The following is a 17,786-nucleotide window of genomic DNA, read 5'->3' as shown; positions in this document are numbered from 1 at the left end:
TCGACTTAATAGTAAAAGGAAACAATTTTAAAATGAGAATATTATTACTGATTCTATTGTCTTTGGCTAACATAGCGTGTAGTCAAAAAATTGAGAGTCAACAAGCTGATGATCATGTCACTCCCATTGAATATGATTACGTAGTTACTGAGGTTTTTTTAGAGTCTCCTCCTTCTTCTACTCCTAAGGTTTCTCCTAAGATAGATCTGCAGTCTGATACGCATTTATCTGGTCAATCAGGCTATGCCTATAAACTAAAAATCAGCGATCAAGAAGAATTAATCTTCTTAAATTATATTAAAGATTACAAACTTTATTCAGAACCAAGACTAAGTAGAAATGGTGTTATATCTAAAATCGAAGGATATGAAGGATACGATGACGTATATGCAGGTATTTATTCAATTGATTTTAAAATATCTGAAAATAAACATTATGTTGAAATGGATACTATTAGCAAAGGTTATGTTGGAACATCAGAGGAACTAAACGGAAACTATCAATGTATCATTATCGATATCAAAAACTCAAAAGTTATTAGGTCAGGGGTAGATATGTGTGACGGCGAGTGGAAAGATAATCAATGGATAAGTCAAGGAAAAGTTGAATTTGATGGCAAATGAAGTTTAAGTTCGAAAGAAAGATAAACAACTAAAAAACATGGGAATTTTAAAATGAGAATATTATTACTGATTCTATTGTCTTTGGTTAACATAGCATGTAGTCAAAAAATAGAAAATCAATCAGCAGTGACTCAAACAACCCCACATTTTGATGCTACGGTTTATCAACTTATTGACCTTTTTAATAAAAAGAATTTTAAAGAAATTAACCAATATATTGATAAAGATATAGGTCTTTTCATTGTATATAATGCGAGTACCAGTCCCACAATGAGAAGAATTGAACAATTTAAATCGAATAATAAAATAACTGAAAATACAATACCATCTTGGGTAGACGATGAATTGCTAGGGTTTTCAATATCTGGCAATCCTAAAATACAATATGAACAATATCCTACATTTGATCCATGTAGTGAAAAAGTCACTAAACTAGGTCTGTATGCCAATTCAAAAGAAAAAAATATTGAGGCTTTAAAAATAGCGCTTGATTATTATCATTGGGAACTAAAACACTATCAATTTGAAAAAAATCCTGTTTGGGAGGAATATCAAGCCATTGCCGATAAAATAGCCCCTAAAACAGTTAAAGTTGTCTATATAGAAAACTTTCCAGGTATAATACCGAATCATGAAAAAAATATTTTTATATTTTATCTAACCCGATTAGATAATAAATGGTATTTAACCATTCTAGATTTTTATACTATGGATTGCAGTGCATAAAATGCGTGGTAATAAAAAAATATATCGGCAAAAATTAGACTAAATTCCTATAATACCAAAGATGAAGATGATGAAAATGAAAATAAACCGCACTAAAATTAAAAACTATTTGATTAGTTTATTTTTAGCAATTTTTTTACCATTCAGTTGTAATGCCTACGAAAATCAATATATAGATACAAAATTTGTCTATGAAGAATATGATCGAAATAATGATTATTTTAAATCAAAAGAGTTAGACAAGCTTTTTAATCTTAATAATGAAGACTATTTGCTTCCAGATACTTTTGGTCTTGATACAGAGTTTTATTATGTTCGACCCATTGAAATTAAAGATAATCATAAAAATTATTATATTCTCTTATATGATAAAAATGACATTTTAAGAGATGTGCTCCCCGTTGCTAATAAATATGTATATTCTATTGATGTTCGATTAGAAAATAATAAAAATGGAATTTGTTTGGGGACATTTGATGAAGAAAATGTTTTTTTTGAGATTGAAAAAATTTATGAAGTCACTAAGGAAATAAAATTAAAACCTTTACCAATTGAGACCAAAATATTGGACTGCCCTATACCTGCTGATTATAATACTGAGGATAATATAGGTATGGAAGATTACTTCAAATATGGCGTATTAGGCAATAGAAAATTATAGTTTTAAAAAAGAATTAGTTTTAAATAGTTTTATAGAAAATCAACATAAAAATCCTGAATAATGATATACCAATTTATTGCGACTAAATGATATATAATTATTCAGGATTTTTTTACTATGGATTGCCGTGCATAATATGCGTGATAATAAAAAAATATTCTGGCAAAAATTGTTAATATTCATAGTAAGTTATCAATTAAAAATCCACCTAAAATAAAGCGGAAATAAATTCACTATTATCTGAAATTAGGTATATACTCTCCATAAATTCTGAAAACCGCACTCATATACTGCACCCGTTATTCTATACAAGCGTTTTTTAAAGTACGGGGGAAACATTGTAAAAAATAAACAAGGAATATTGGCAATGAGATTGATAATAGCATGTATAACCCTCTTATTTATGAGTAATCAAATAGCGAATAGCCAACCGATTAATAAAAATAAAAAAGACGATCTTATTACCCAAATTATGCAAGCTCCACTTGCCAGCCCGCCAATTGGTGATAAACATGTTTTATATCCTTTTGCCACACATTGGCAAGATGCAGAAACAGAAAATGAACGTTCGGGGAGTGAAAAAGCTTTTGATGAATTGGCCAGAAATTTATATAAGCAGTCCCAATCAGAACAATCCTATAAGATTACTTTAACCCAAGAAAATTTAAAGCAGATTGTTCAGGATTCCTATGATATCCCATTTAATATCAACGATATTTTAAACCAGAAGATTACAGTTCATGTGGAAAAAATAGCCGGCTTTCCTCAGTTTGATCTGTTTCTACTCACCACCGAGAACCTTGAGTTAGAATGCAACCATTGCGAGTATGGAAATCATCTTGTTTTTCAATCCATTATATCTATCAGCTCTCATCAAATTGTGGATAGATTAGTAGCCACTTACGAATATGGAAATGATCTGAGTAGAGGCTATCGATTTTTCTATTATGATAATGGGAAAATAATTATTAGGAGATTTGGCAGTAATGAGACAGACAGTGCTGCTAAAGAAAAAAGAACATATCAACTCACCCCCCAAGGCAAATTCATCCGTTATTATGATACTAATGGTTCTTTTCAAAATACAGATCTTAATGTTACAGAGGAAGGTTTAGTTCAAAACCATACTCGTGAGGGGGTATGGATAGAGATAACAGGCAGTAAATATGCGCCTCTAGATATCGGTTATATTTATCTCGAATCGGAATATAAAAATGGTTTACTTGATGGTGTCCGGAAATGTTATCAATTAGACTATCAAAAGAAATTAGATGGTTCTAAGGATCTATCTTCTGCTAAAAAAGGCAAACTTTTGTACACAGAAACCTATAAAGACGGTGAGCTTGTGAATCGGGTGTTTATAGATGATGAAGTGGCTAAAATTAAAAAGAGGTAATATAGTATGAAAACGATAGTTATACCCTTTATCATCATCTTCTTGATGATAGGTTGTAATCAAATGGCGAATAGCCAACCGATTAATAAAAATAAAAAAGACGATCTTATTACCCAAATTATGCAAGCTCCGCTTGCCAGCCCGCCAATTGGTGATAAACATGTTTTATATCCCTTTGCAACACATTGGCAACATGCAGAAACAGAAAGTGAACGTTCGGGGAATGAAAAGGCTTTTGATGAATTAGCCAGGAATTTATATAAGCAGTCCCAATCAGAACAATCCTATAAGATTACTTTAACCCAAGAAAATTTAAAGCAGATTGTTCAGGATTCCTATGATATCCCATTTAATATCAACGATATTTTAAACCAGAAGATTACAGTTCATGTGGAAAAAATAGCCGGCTTTCCTCAGTTTGATCTGTTTCTACTCACCACCGAGAACCTTGAGTTAGAATGCAACCATTGCGAGTATGGAAGACACCTTATTTTTCAATCCATTATCTCTATCAGCTCTGATCAAATTGTGGATAAATTAGCAGCCACTTACGAATATGGAAATGATCTGGGTAGAAGCTATCGATTTTTCTATTATGATAATGGGAAAATAATTATTAGGGATTTTGGTAGTGATGAGACAGACAGTGCTGCTAATGAAAAAAGAACATACCAACTGACACCCCAAGGCAAATTCATCCGCTATTATGATACTAATGGTTCTTTTCAAAATACAGATCTTAATGATACAGAGGAAGGTTTAGTTCAAAACCATACTCGCGAGGGGGTATGGATCGAGATAACAGGCAGTAAATATGCGCCTTTAGGTATCGGTTATATTTATCTCGAATCGGAATACAAAAATGGCCTGCCTGTTGGTATTTGGAAATGTCATCAATTAGAACAACAATATAATGAACTGTATGAACCCATCTTATCCACTCGCAAAAAAGGCAAACTTTTGTACACAGAAACCTATAAAGACGGTGAGCTTATCGAACGCAAATTTGTGGATAAAGAAATTGATGAATTGAAGTAACGATAATATATTAAACAAACAATTATTATGCTTATCACCCTCATAAATATGAACGGTGGTAAGTAAACAATAAATAAAAAAATAAACATAACAACTTAAACATCCTATAATGGAAAACGAAAGCCTTCCGACAGAAAATATAAAATCCTCTAACGATCAATCCGAAATAGTGGATTCTTATTCAGCCAATCCTAACCAAATTGTTTATGATTTGCTACATCAATCTGATTTTGATATTAATGTAACGGATGCCTATTTTGCAAAAAAAGTAAATGCTCCGAATAAACCAAATGAATATACCTATTTAAAATTAAATCAAGCCTGTTTGGGTGACAAAATTTATCTTGTAGTTAAATGTTACGGTAAGCCCCCTAAAGGATCTTTGGTTATTAGCATTCGTGAACTTGAAAAAAAAGGTAATGAGCAAAACTTATATCCACAAAAATCTATTCCCTTTTTAGTGAATGGAGTTGAAAAAACCGAACTACAATTTACCATTGATGAGAAAATTGAGTATATCCAAGAGATTGAAATTCGTCCTAAAAATGATAAAGAGTATCAGGAATTACAAAACAAATTAAATAATCTTGAAAATAAAAGTACCCGTTTAACCATAAGAACAGAAATAAAAGATACCAACGCAACTAAGGTAAATTTTAAAGGTATTCTTACAGGTGAATTCGATACGGTTAAGGGTTCAAGATATTATGATTTTTTAATCGGTGAAAATGAAAGTTTTCAAATTACCCCCATTATATGGCATGATCCAATCGATAATCCTCAAAGAACATATTATAATTCCTCAGGTGTTCATAAGGAACAAAATGGAGCATTTGGTATGGTACGAAAATACGCTGATGGTTCAGATAAAGCTCATCAAGGATTAGATATTTTTGCTAATATAAATACACCATGTAAAGCATGTTTAGATGGTGAAATAGTGAGTTATTGAAATGAAGGTCAAAAAGGTTATGGTAATGTTCTTGTTTTAAAAGTTAAAGGAAAAGATTTAAGAGCGTCTAAAAGAGACTATCAACTAGAATTTACTAAAGAAATAGAATCTGGACCAGAATTTGATATTAATGCTGATTATATTTATTTAAGATATGCTCATTTAAACTCTGCTGTATTAACATCTGGTGAAGTAAAAAGTGGAAGTATCATAGCTTATTCTGGAGATACAGGAAATGCAGAAGGTGTAATAAATCCTCATTTACATTTTGAAATCGCAAAAAAACCTTTGGGTAATGGTAAGGGTTTAATAAATAGATATAATCCTGCTTTTTTCGTAAGATTAAAAACTATAAATGAAGAAGAACAAACTAAAGTAAAAAAGGAAAGACAAAGAAAATGAATAAATTAATTATATTTCTTTATATTTTATTATTATTTGGGTGTAAAGGAAATTCTACATCCAACCAAATATCTAAAATAAATAATGACAAGCAAAAATATAGTCAGACAGCTAGAATTGATTTTAATCAATTCAAAGTGTTAGATTCTGATGAGTCCGGAAATTTATTTAAAAGTAAAAAATATAGGTTTACCTACAGTGATACAAGCGAAACCTTTAACCTGTTTACAAATAACAAAAAGATAGGGGTGATCGATTATGCTCCCCTAAAATATGACGGTCCTGGTTTCAAGATCTATCAATATTCATCTTCACAACAATCTCCTTATATAGTTTTTGTCATTGAAGCAACAGCAGATATAGGTACTGAATGGTATAAGGTTATCATAATTAAAAATGAGAAAATCATATCAGATTTTTTAATTAATGAACCAAGAAGTGACTCAAATAGATATTTATTAAAAGAATTTATGTCTATTTCATTTCAAAAAGATACATTTACCTTTAAGTTAAAGAAAAAATTAATAGTAAGTTATTCATATATACCTCAAGATTATCAGCAAGATAAAAATTACATTTATATAGATAAAGATATTAGCTTGATACAATTATCACCAACTATATCCATTGATAGTACTCCATGTCAAAAACCTATAACAGAGTATTTTCCAAATGGAAAATTAAAATTATCAGGTTGCCAAGGGATTTTTAATGGAACAGGAATCCAAGTTGGGTTATGGAAAAAATACGATGAAAAAGGCGAATTGATCGAAACGACGTATTACCACCCCGACGAGTTCGGTAAAGACTACAAAATCATTACGCAATATGAAAAAAATAAAATAATATCTAAAAAAATATACAACTTTGATGATTTGTACGAAGTCGAGTTAAAAGAACTTTCAACTATACCTAAATAATAATTCAATGTTAGGATATTAGTCCAATCAATAGGTTAATCTTAATATAAAATGATAAAAAAATAACAATGTAGATTGGAAATAATGAATAAATTTTTAATACTTTTAATTAGGTTTCGTAACTTCTCCAAAAGAACTAATGAAAGTTATTTATTCCATTTTCATACACCCGAAGGCTCTGACGCTTTAGAGGTGATAGATTAGTGATGAAAAAAATGAGCATTTTTGCTTACCCACATTTGAACCCGAAAAAATATAACACATTGACTTATAATCAAATAGAGATGTATAGATATGAGATGAAGTGAAAAGTTGGCTCCTCCAACAGGACTTGAACCTGTGACATACGGATTAACAGTCCGCCGTTCTACCGACTGAACTATGGAGGAACCGAAATGTAGCGCGCATATTATAGATTTAATCGCTCCATGTCAACTGTTAAATTTTTTTTACTGTATTTTTAACGCATTTATGATGATTCACGATTGTTTTGAATAAGGCTTTTTGTCTAAGTAATTGCTGAGGGTGTGAGCCAAGTTCGCCTTGCGGGATGGGTTGTTTTTGGTAGTATTTGATCCAATAAGGAATAATTTGACCAGTCGCAGAATCTTTGAAATTCATTGGATAGCGCTGAAAATAGTCTTCACCTGATGGGTATTTAAAGGCATAAGTAATTAATTCGCTACAGTAAAATCCTTCATCTTCAGCACGGAAACTATGGTTATAGGGCAATCCTAAACACGTTTTAACACGGGTTAATGCATTTTTGATGACTGAATCATCATAAATGGTTGCGACCAGATTATATTTAGCTCTCGCTAAAAAGTCATTAAGAGGTTGTTGAATCACGCCATGCTGTTGAGTGGCTTCTATGACGATATTATTACCAATATATAACCCAACATGGTTTATCTGTTTGATTATTTCATCCGTGTCGGCACCAGAATGCGTCACTGCGGTATTGAATTCGCTTTCTTCATTCTGGGCTTGGAAAATAATATCGCCAATTTGCATGGTTATTTGCGTGCGTGGTGGCGCCATAATGAGAACATTACGCAAGTTGCAATAATAAATTTAACTGCATCAACACCAACGAAAGGTAAGTAGCCGACTTTTAGTGCTTCGATAAGTGAAATATGCATATATCCCATTAGATAAACGACACCAAATACAAATAAGAGTTGATGTGCACAAGCGAAGGCAATTAAACCTAAAATAAAGTGACGATCGTATCCTTTTTCGGCAGCAAAACCGGCTAAATAAGCACTAAATATATAACCATACAAATAACCTGATGACGGTGAAGCTAATGCCATAATTCCACCGCTACCGTTAGCGAATAGTGGTAATCCCATTGCACCTAAAAAGAGATATTGAAGTATGGTTAATGTACCTAGTTTACGACCTAAAAAAGCGCCAATTAACAATACGGCTAACGATTGAAGTGTGAATGGTACTGGGTAGGTGGGAATACTGATATTAGCTGCTAACCCTAGCAGTAGGGCCGCCCCTGTAGTTGCACACAGTTTGCGTTGCCAAGATGATAAGTTAAATAGTGTATTGATATAAGTTGGATAATATGTTGTGAGTTTCATTATTTTCTACCATTAAAAGATAAACAGTAGTGCAATAATAATACAAAAATTTATAATGTAAACTTTTTTGTTTCAAAAATGTTTACATTATTCTTTAATCTATTTAAACAAATAGTGACGTTATAGTAAGTAAGGGTTAGTCATTCGTTCATTACCAAAGCTCGACATCGGGCCATGACCAGGTACAAAGATAAAATCGTCGCCTAATGGAAAGAGTTTATGGGTAATTGATGAGATCAGATCTGCATGATTTCCGCGAGGAAAGTCGGTTCGTCCAATACTGCTTTTGAACAGCACATCACCCACAAACGCAATTTTATCTTGTTTGTTAATAAATACGATATGACCCGGAGTATGACCTGGGCAGAATAAAACATCTAAAGTGACATTTCCTACTTTTATTTGTTCACCTTCGGTTAACCAGCGATCGGGTAAAAAGCTATCAATATGAGGAAAACCAAATTGTATGCATTGTTGTGGTAAGCCTGACAGTAAAAATTCATCTTCTTGGCTAGGTCCAATAATTTTAACGTTATAGTGTTTAGCTAATTCCACCGCTGCACCAACATGATCTAAATGACCGTGGGTAAGCAGTATTTGTTTAATATCTACATTAAGCTTTTCAACTGCTTTTTTTAGTAGTTCTGGCTCACCACCTGGGTCGATAAATGCAGCTTGATTTGTTTCATCACACCAAATAATGCTACAGTTTTCTTGAAAAGCTGTAACGGGAATGATTTGATACTGAAACATATTGTTATCTCCTTGTTGTTTAGTGCCGAGCCGTTAAATTTTGACCATCTTCTTTTGTTAATTGAGCAAAGATTATGCTTGATAGCATAGTTACCACACCTAGTATAACAAAGGATAGCTGAAATGCGTGAATAGTCGTTGTTGAGTTGCTAAATAATCTAACCAATACCGCACCAAAGCCAGTACCAAAACTGATAGCTAATTGTTGATTGACCGCCATTAAACTATTGCCACTGCTAGTGTTTTCGCCTTGTAGGTTAGCTAAAGTTATACTATTCATTGAGGTAAATTGCATTGAGTTAACGCCACCAATACAAAATAGTAAAATACCTAATATGACTAGTGGTGTGGTTAGATTTAATAATGACAGTAAAAGAATCAATATTCCCGCTAAAATAGTATTTGCAACCAACACAAAACGATAGCCTAATCGAGCCAATAATTTGGTAATAAAAAATCGCGTAAAAATTGAAGCGATTGCCATTGGTACTAACATCATTCCGGCAAACATGGCTGAATAGCCAAATCCAACTTGTAAAAATAACGGAATAAGAAAAGGTACACCTGAAATACCTAAGCGACAAACTAAATTCCCGATAATGCCAATTTTGAATGTACGGATATTGAATAATGAGAGTGGAAACAGCGGTGCTTGTCTCTTTTTGGCGTAGCTACGATAAATAAAGAGAAATACGATGCTAATAACAGCAAGCGATAGCGGTAAATAATATTGTTGGCCTTCATTTAAACATTCAATACTCAGCGTCGCGCTGATGAAGGTAATAACAATAAAAATAAATCCAAATGCGTCAAAAGGCATGTGTTCACCTTTTAGGTTCGGCATATATTTTAAGCTGACAAGTACGCCTAAAATACCAATGGGCAAATTAATCAAAAAGACCCAATGCCAACTTACCATATCAACCAAATAACCACCTAAAACAGGTCCGAGTACTGGTCCAATTAATCCGGGAATGGTGGCAGTATTTAATGCGGATAAAAACTCATTACGTTTAAATGCCTTAATTAAAACCAAACGGGAAACGGGGACCATCATTGAGCCACCAATGCCTTGAATTACTCTTGATATATCTAAGAATATTAACGAATTAGATAGCGCACAAAGCAATGATCCTAATGTAAAGAGTGCGACCGCCATGACAAACACGTTTTTGGTACCAAATTTGTCAGATAAAAACCCACTTACCGGAATAAATAGTGCTAAGGTTAATGCGTAACAAATTACCGCTGATTGCATATTTAATGGCGATTCATTGAGATCTTTAGCCATGGTTGGCAGCGCAGTATTTAAAATCGAGGTATCAAGCGATTGCATAAAAAAAGCAAAGGCTGCAATCCAAGGTAATATTCGATAGACAAAAGGAGGTAATTCGCGATTCATTTTATTCAGCCTAATATTATTAAATTGCACGAACGATATGCTTAGCGCTAAGATTATGCTCTCTTACCTTTATGATTGGGTAAGAGAGCCCATGAATGCTATTTTATGATAATTAATTATTAGCTTTTTTCTTATTTTTAACCGGTTTGCCTTGCCAATAACCCGCCAAGAGTGAGCCAGAAATATTGTGCCAAACAGAAAATACCGCAGCTGGCAGTGCTGATAAAGCTGAAAAATAGGTGGTACCCAGTGTTGCAGCTAACGCTGAGTTTTGCATTCCCACTTCTAAAGACATGGTTCGGCAGGTCGATTCATCAAATCCAAATAAACGTCCTCCCCAATAACCACCTAACAAACCAATTCCATTATGGATGATTACTGCAAAAATGACCGTGATACCGACTTGACCAATGAGCGCATGACTACCCGCTACAACTATGCAAATAATTAATAAAATACATAGCATTGAGAGTAATGGTAGGAAGCGCTCACATTTTTTTACTACTGAATATAAAAAGTGGTGAACAATTAATCCCAATAATATTGGAACAAGTACTATTTGGACAATATGCACTAACATATCCCATACTGGCACTTCAACAGTGGTGCCGACTAATAGTAGTGTAAGTAGTGGGGTGACCACGACACCAACAAGTGTTGATACTGATGAGATGGTAACCGATAAAGCCACATCACCCTTAGCTAGATAAATCATTACATTCGAGGCGGTTCCACTCGCTACACTACCAACTAAAACCATGCCAACTAATAACTCAGGTCGCATGGTAAATAATTTAGATAAGATCAATGCGGTTAGTGGCATAACAATATAATGCAGTAGGGTGCAAATTATTACCGCTTTAGGTTTGGTAACGACGCGTTTAAAATCATCAATACTTAACGTTACGCCCATGGTAAACATGACAAACATTAATAGTTGTGATGTATGAGGGCGAACTGGTAGGAATACGTTAGGTAAAAAATAGGCGATTATTGCGCAAAGCACTGCCCATAGAGGAAATAATCGAGTAAGTGAAATAAGGGATTGTACAAATAACTGACTATAGCGTCGAGACATAAGCACCACCTTGTGGCTGAATAATTTTTTAATAATTATATGGTTAAGTTTGATTTAGTATTTCCATTTTATTGATTCTATTAAATAGCGTCAAGGTATTTGTTAGAATTGTGTCGCGTATTTCTATCGGATTTTCAAGACGTAATTGACAAAGAATCTTAAAAATATCGACAATATTTTCTGGTCGATTGATTTGTCCTTGCCGGCCACTTAAAGGCATGTCAGGTGCATCGGTTTCTAACACTAAACTTTCGAGCGGTAATTTGGCGATGGTTTGACGAGTTTTATTGGCTCGCGCATAGCTTATTACGCCACCCACACCAATGTAATAGCCTAATTTAACAAATTGCATGGCTTGTTGATAACTTCCAGAAAAACCGTGGATCACGCCACGACAGGGTAAATTGGCTTGATGTAATTCATGATAGATAACATCGTGTGTTTTGCGGGAATGGATTAAAACCGGTAAATCAAAGCGCTTGGCTATACTCAATTGTGCTCGAAAAAAATCAAGTTGCTGTTGCCACGCAATCGAGTTGTCATAACGATCCAAACCGATTTCGCCAATAGCGACTATTTTTTTTGAGTGAGTACTAACTTTATCTACTAATATTTCAAGGTCAGTAGGGGAGTGTTGATATATAGGATGTAGGCCAAGTGCAGCATAAAGTTCATGATACTGTCCGCTGAGTTGCAAAATTTCGCTAAAATGATCGGCACATACGGCCGGAATAATTAAACCAGTAATCTGAGCTTGGCGAATGTGGTTGATTGAATTATCTAAATCGGTAACAAAAGCAGGAAAATTGAAATGGCAATGTGTATCAATAAACATAATGCCTCCTATTCTTCGACTTGATGTAATAATACCGGTAATAAAAATCGCTGAGCAAGATGGATTATTTGCTCAATTAATTCATTGTTCAACTCAGGGTATAATCTTGCGTAATAACTATCACATTCAGCGGAGTGAAATTGTCCACCTTGCCATGCATTTAATAATTTACTGATAGCTTTTTCACTCGGCTCAATTTCTGCTGTTTTTGGATTATATGCGGTAATTAACCAACTCCATGCACTTTGTAATGGTAACAACATCGGTTGATTAATACCTTGTATATAACCGTCAACCAAATCAGTTAATATTGCTAAAGCTTGGTTAGCATCAATGTGTGAAAAACGCCATTGATTGTCTTCTCGCCCATATAATCGACTTTGGCTTTTATCTGTATTTAAAATACAATAAATTAAATGGTCAATCCATAATGATATACCATCACGAATAGAGAGATTAGTCGGTCGCCAAGTTAAAATGCCATCTTGTTGAATATGAGTTAACCATCCTTGTAATTGATAATGTTGTTTATTTATCGAAATGGTTAAATTCACCTCTGACGTTGAAAGATCGGTTCGCTCTTTAAGGATTTTGTTAGCTAATGGCTGTAATAATTCACATTGTTCATCATAAATAATCTCACCAAAAGCCCCATCTGGTAATTCACCCGTCAATGTTAGGCGTTGATACAAATTATCAGTTGAGTCCTTAGTGATCATCTCATTTAGAATCTGTAAATTGAGTTGATAGCGTTTCAAGCTATCTAGGCTAAAGTTTTCGGCATCGGGTAATGTGTCATCTAAATAATTGATATAAAAATTAAAGCGTTTTTGTAAAAAGAATCGAATAGAGTGTTGATAAAATCGCTTTAGTTCATCCAAATTGATGTTATCAACAACCATATTGGTGATATCACTGATAAATGATTGGCTTTCCCCTGCTTTTAACGCTGCTGGTAACCACTCATCGGCATAACTTCTTGGCTCATTTAAGAAATTTAGCGGATTAAATGGGGTGCGGGTATGCAATGTTTTTAATTTATCTATTAGATGATTTTTTTTAGTGGAATTTTCATCCGTTGCATAATACTGCACAATATAATCCCAAAGTTCATCAACCAATACCGATGGATAACGTTCGCTATCATCTTTCATATCACGGCCAATATAACTGATATAGAGTTGATTTTGTGCCGATAAAATAGCTTCCAAAAATAGATAACGATCATCAATGCGTCGACTACGATCGCCGCGTCTTGGATTTTGTGCAATTAAATCAAAATCTAAAGGTAATGATGTTCTTGGGTAGTCACCATCGTTCATACCTAATAAGCAAACCAATTTAAACGGAATAGAACGCATTGGCATCATAGTACAAAAGTTTATTTTACCAACTAAGAATCGATGCGCTAAGTGGCTTTGTTCCAATCGGGTTTGCATTGCATCATGTAAGACGGTTATCGAAATATTGTCGGTAAAATTGGCATTTAAACCACTGCTGATCAGTTTTTCCCACTCTTCTTGGATCATGAGTAAAATTGATTCACGCGATGTATTGCTAACAAAGAAATCATTGATAAGCTCAATACAGCAACTTTGCCATTCAGATAACGGTTTGTCTTCACTTAAAATATTTAGCCATTTACGTACAGATTTTATAAATTCTGCTAATTGACCGATTAATTCGGCATCTAATCCTGTAGCCCCATCATAAGGTAATATCTGTTGCCAGCCACCTTGTTCACTATTCATGGTGTAACCAAGTAGTAAGCGCTCAATACCAAATAGCCAACTGTGAGCATTTTCGAGACCAAAACGAATGCCAGACTCAATAATCCAAGTATGTAATAAAGTTAGTTGTGGCTCACTTATGGCAAATTTTTCAGCAATTGCTGGGATTTCTAGCAGGTTAAATAACTCTTCGGCAGTAAAGCGACTTTCAGTAAAGTTTAAAATAGCAAAAAATCCTTGCACAATTGGATCGATGTTACGCGCTTTTTGATCGGAAATAGTGAATGGTAAATGACGTTGTCCTTCAGCATTACCAAATACGGATCGAATATAAGGTACATACTTATCAATATCTGAAACCATGACAATACAATCACGTAATTCCAGTGTAGGATCAGCATCAAATGCCGATAATAGATAATCATAAAGTACTTCGACTTCCCGCTGTTCGCTATGACAAGCATGAAATGTTATTGATCTATCTTGGTTATCGATTTCATCTACTGGTGCTTCACGGTAGAGCTCTAAAATATCTTGCTGAATAGCATGTAATAGACAATTACGTTCATTGTCGACAAAGAGATCAATATCCTGCTTATTTTGAAACTCTTGCAATAAAAATAGGTTATCGCGTCCCAATTTTCCCCACGATGTCAGTAGTGGGTTTTGTGTATCCGATATTTCAACAATATCTCCCCAATACCATTTACAAGGGTTGTTAAACATGAGGTGAACATCTATATGTTGTCCAAGTGCGGATAATAGTGATAGATAAATTGGGGGCAAAGAGGTGATGCCAAAAATATAAATCCGCTTAGGTAAATTGTTTAATCGGGCGCGATCAAAGTCACTATCTAACATAATCTCTAACATTTGTTGATAAATGTTGGCACGATGATAGGGTTGGCTAATCGAGATGAGTTGACGCCATAATTCCGCTTGCCATTTCTCATCCGGATGGTTGTTTAATTCAGTGACTGTTTGATTGGCTTCCCATTTGGCTAGCCAGTCTGGGCGATAAACTAAATACTGGTCAAATAATTTTGCTATGCGAGTTGCTAATTGGTACTGTTTTCGTTCTTCTTTATCAATATCAAGATAATATTTGATTGTTTCAAATTCTGGCCGCTCAATAATTTTTGGTAACAGATAATATAAACGCCAAGTCATTGATTCGACATTATAACTATTTTCAATTGGTGCCTCAGGCAGAAGGGCTTGGTATAACTGCCAAATAAATTGACTCGGAAAGGGAAAATCAACATTAGCCACAATACCAAGATCGTTAGCCAATTCAATTTGTAACCACTGCGCCATCCCTTGGCTTTGCACAATGACCATATCAGGTGTAAACACTTGTTCTAAGGGGTCTCTGCGCATTAATTCGCTGACTAATGATTTGAGTAAATCGACTTGATTAGAATGATAAATAGTAAACATGGTTACATTAGTTTTAATATTATTAAATTGATTATCGCCGATTGTTATTAATAAATCCAGTTACGTATAGGCGGTGTTTTTTATATCGTAATAATTCTTATAACATCCAACTCGCTTTTGTAAAAAAAGTTGAGGAGTGGGGTTTTTGGGGTCTAAATTCTGTTTTGAAATATTATCTCAAATAAATAATTCTGCTCTAACTATGGCGCTTTTTAGTAGCTGTATTTTTCCATTAAAAAAAGTTGAGGAGCGGGGTTTTTGAGGTTTTAAATTTTACTTAAAAAATTATTCAAATATCAAAATCACTGAATTTCTAATTCAAAGCTCTAAAATAAAATTTTTGAGGATCAATCGCTCTAATTTTAAAGATTTGTAATTGCAATATCTTTAATTAAAACATAAGTTAATCAAATACCGGTTAGATCCTTTTTAGATCCTATTTACAAAAGTTAACGTAAATGAGCGAAAAAAAGTGTTGCATCGTGTTTTTCCAATCACTATACTTTTTACACGGTTTTAGCTACTAGGCTAAAATTTGACAGAAAAGTATAAAATCGCAAATAAATCAAAAAATTACTTGACAAGGTAGTCTAAAATGCATTATAATTTTCAACAGGCAACAGGCAACAGGCAACCTGGCCAACCTATCTTTTAAATTCGCATAAGTCCAACACCCAGTTTAATTTTTTCACTAAAACTTATTTTTCCACTCAATCAAGTGAAATTCTGCGAATTTTAGCGCGATCGCTTCCGCGCTCCTCTTCTCGATCTTTTTTCCGATCGTTTTTCGGATCCTCTTTCAGATCCTGTTTTCGATCCTTCGGCTTTTCCAAATTATCCCGGCAGATTGTTTTTTCCGTGGTTCTTTTCCTTCCTTTTTCCAGTCATGCATTGACATCACAGACAACTAGGAATGCGATACAGGGTAGTGCACCTTATCTGACTTTCGACGGTGGTCGTACACGTGCTGTCGATGCTAACGGTCTGCTTGGGATTACACTATCTAACGGAGCTAATTACACGCCTTCTAACAATCCTTCATCTTCTTCAAGACCTATCGTCTTGCCGGCTGCGGGTCAGAGTTTTGCTGATATAGGTATGTTGGTTCCTACTGATACTAATTCAGTCGCTTTAAGTTCTCTTATCGGTCCTCCTTATAATTATTGGGGAGATGATGATGGAGATAGTGACGTTACTGCTACTGGTCGTTTAAGTTTATCTATCGTCGATAAAAACGGTCAATCTGTATCACGTAATACTGTGTTAACGACATGTACTGATTCTGCACCTTATAGGGTTACGTTATCTAGTACTAACGGTGCATTATCTACTCGTTTTGGTTTTCCTAATCGTAGTACTTTCAGTGCCAGAAGTGTGACTTATTACGTCAATCCTAAGCCTGGTTCCTCAGTTTGTGTTAAATTTGCCAGACCTAATTTGACTTACGGTACAGGTAATTATGCTGGCCCAGCTTCAATGTGGGACCCTGCTAATGGTTTTATCCCTCAGTCAACTGGCCCATCCTCTTACGGTAGAAGCTTTCCTACAACTGGCGCTAATGGATTGTCCTTTGATTTACTCATTAGTGGTAGTAGTCAGCCATTGTCTTGGTCTCCTGTTTCTCATGGAGGTATCACTGCTACTATGTCTAATCCTACTGCTACAAGCGTACACGTTACTTTAACTGGTCCTTACGCTACCCCATCCCAGCATAGTTCATCCACTCCTGGTCCTCTTCCCACTATCTCTTTGCCTCAGACATTCGAGTTGGTCGGTCGTGATAGTAATGGTGCTCCTGTCGTCAAATATGGATTTACTTTGAAGCAGTGGTTCGTCAACCGAGGTTCTGTGAGGAAAAATTATTCTAATACATTATCTTGGTGTAATAGTCTTGGTTATCGAGTGCCTAGCGTAAGGGATTTAACCAATGCATCTTGTCGTGGTACTAATTCAAGTTCTTACTGTCAGGGTTCCGTCGGCGCCACTCCTTCTTCTCCTAATAATCTTTACATGCGTCATATAGGTTCTGGCTTTTTCACGGAGTGGGGCTCTATGGACGGTTACTCTGGCGTTGGCTCCTACAGTTGGTACTGGACTAGTGACCCGCATGGTAGTAACCAGTTTGTCGTGAACACCAGCAACGGGCGCGTGACTTGGTACTACAACGGCGACTACGGGCTTTGTGCCTATCCTTAGTTCTTATTCCTTCGTCCTTAATCCTTAGGGTGGGGGTGA

16 protein-coding genes and 1 tRNA gene are annotated in these 17,786 nt (G+C 34.7%); 9 read left to right on the top strand and 8 right to left on the bottom strand.

Annotation, left to right across the window (positions count from 1 at the left end):
• Positions 1-32 precede the first annotated feature (32 nt).
• The 8 genes from J3U00_RS08285 (at position 33) to J3U00_RS08255 (ending at position 6,718) form a co-directional block, all read left to right on the top strand.
• Entirely contained in the window at positions 33-623 is a 591-nt protein-coding gene (locus tag J3U00_RS08285) for a hypothetical protein (RefSeq protein WP_065563792.1), read from the top strand.
• 51 nt (positions 624-674) lie between these two features.
• Entirely contained in the window at positions 675-1,349 is a 675-nt protein-coding gene (locus J3U00_RS08280; RefSeq protein ID WP_065563791.1) for a hypothetical protein, read from the top strand.
• A gap of 76 nt (positions 1,350-1,425) precedes the next feature.
• Positions 1,426-2,010 carry a hypothetical protein gene (locus J3U00_RS08275; RefSeq protein WP_141673979.1) on the top strand — a complete coding sequence of 195 codons (585 nt, stop codon included), beginning with the start codon at positions 1,426-1,428 and terminating at the stop codon, positions 2,008-2,010.
• Positions 2,011-2,377: 367 nt separating this feature from the next.
• Positions 2,378-3,406: a hypothetical protein gene (locus J3U00_RS08270; protein ID WP_267332121.1), complete on the top strand. Its 1,029-nt coding sequence runs from the start codon at positions 2,378-2,380 to the stop codon at positions 3,404-3,406.
• Positions 3,407-3,412: 6 nt separating this feature from the next.
• Positions 3,413-4,444: a hypothetical protein gene (locus J3U00_RS08265; protein ID WP_267332120.1), complete on the top strand. Its 1,032-nt coding sequence runs from the start codon at positions 3,413-3,415 to the stop codon at positions 4,442-4,444.
• 109 nt (positions 4,445-4,553) lie between these two features.
• Entirely contained in the window at positions 4,554-5,396 is an 843-nt protein-coding gene (locus J3U00_RS08260; RefSeq protein WP_267332119.1) for a hypothetical protein, read from the top strand.
• 102 nt (positions 5,397-5,498) lie between these two features.
• The gene (locus J3U00_RS11680; RefSeq protein ID WP_416380192.1) at positions 5,499-5,798 is read left to right on the top strand and encodes a M23 family metallopeptidase; all 300 of its coding nucleotides are present in this window, start codon (positions 5,499-5,501) and stop codon (positions 5,796-5,798) included.
• On the top strand, positions 5,795-6,718 hold the full coding sequence (locus tag J3U00_RS08255) for a hypothetical protein (protein ID WP_065563787.1): 924 nt from the start codon (positions 5,795-5,797) through the stop codon (positions 6,716-6,718). The genes J3U00_RS11680 and J3U00_RS08255 overlap by 4 nt, the downstream gene beginning before the upstream one ends.
• 313 nt (positions 6,719-7,031) lie before the next feature.
• Here J3U00_RS08255 and J3U00_RS08250 read toward each other — a convergent pair.
• From J3U00_RS08250 to recC, 8 genes are all read right to left on the bottom strand, one after another.
• Positions 7,032-7,107 (bottom strand) — tRNA-Asn (locus tag J3U00_RS08250).
• Positions 7,108-7,156: 49 nt separating this feature from the next.
• Positions 7,157-7,759, bottom strand: coding sequence for a YiiX/YebB-like N1pC/P60 family cysteine hydrolase (locus tag J3U00_RS08245; protein ID WP_220225339.1), 603 nt, complete (start codon positions 7,757-7,759; stop codon positions 7,157-7,159).
• Entirely contained in the window at positions 7,735-8,313 is a 579-nt protein-coding gene (locus tag J3U00_RS08240) for a biotin transporter BioY (RefSeq protein ID WP_267332118.1), read from the bottom strand. Before J3U00_RS08240 ends, J3U00_RS08245 begins: the two co-directional genes overlap by 25 nt.
• Before the next feature lie 120 nt (positions 8,314-8,433).
• A complete protein-coding gene (locus tag J3U00_RS08235) occupies positions 8,434-9,066 on the bottom strand; it encodes an MBL fold metallo-hydrolase (protein ID WP_267332117.1) in 633 nt (210 codons plus the stop codon).
• Positions 9,067-9,085: 19 nt separating this feature from the next.
• Entirely contained in the window at positions 9,086-10,468 is a 1,383-nt protein-coding gene (locus J3U00_RS08230) for an MFS transporter (RefSeq protein WP_267332116.1), read from the bottom strand.
• Positions 10,469-10,580: 112 nt separating this feature from the next.
• Positions 10,581-11,546, bottom strand: coding sequence for a ketopantoate/pantoate/pantothenate transporter PanS (gene panS / locus J3U00_RS08225; protein WP_267332115.1), 966 nt, complete (start codon positions 11,544-11,546; stop codon positions 10,581-10,583).
• A 43-nt stretch (positions 11,547-11,589) separates the two neighbouring features.
• Complete coding sequence (locus tag J3U00_RS08220; protein WP_267332114.1) at positions 11,590-12,381, bottom strand: TatD family hydrolase; 792 nt, start codon at positions 12,379-12,381, stop codon at positions 11,590-11,592.
• An 8-nt stretch (positions 12,382-12,389) separates the two neighbouring features.
• Positions 12,390-15,551 carry an exodeoxyribonuclease V subunit gamma gene (gene recC, locus J3U00_RS08215; RefSeq protein ID WP_267332113.1) on the bottom strand — a complete coding sequence of 1,054 codons (3,162 nt, stop codon included), beginning with the start codon at positions 15,549-15,551 and terminating at the stop codon, positions 12,390-12,392.
• 891 nt (positions 15,552-16,442) lie between these two features.
• Here recC and J3U00_RS08210 point away from each other — a divergent pair.
• Positions 16,443-17,747: a hypothetical protein gene (locus J3U00_RS08210; RefSeq protein WP_267332112.1), complete on the top strand. Its 1,305-nt coding sequence runs from the start codon at positions 16,443-16,445 to the stop codon at positions 17,745-17,747.
• Positions 17,748-17,786 lie beyond the last annotated feature (39 nt).

It is taken from the genome of Gilliamella sp. B3127 (genome assembly GCF_026536935.1).
Classification (GTDB): domain Bacteria; phylum Pseudomonadota; class Gammaproteobacteria; order Enterobacterales; family Orbaceae; genus Gilliamella; species Gilliamella apicola_E.
The sequence above is the reverse complement of the archived record's forward strand: the minus strand, read 5'-3'. Positions and strand labels throughout refer to the sequence as shown.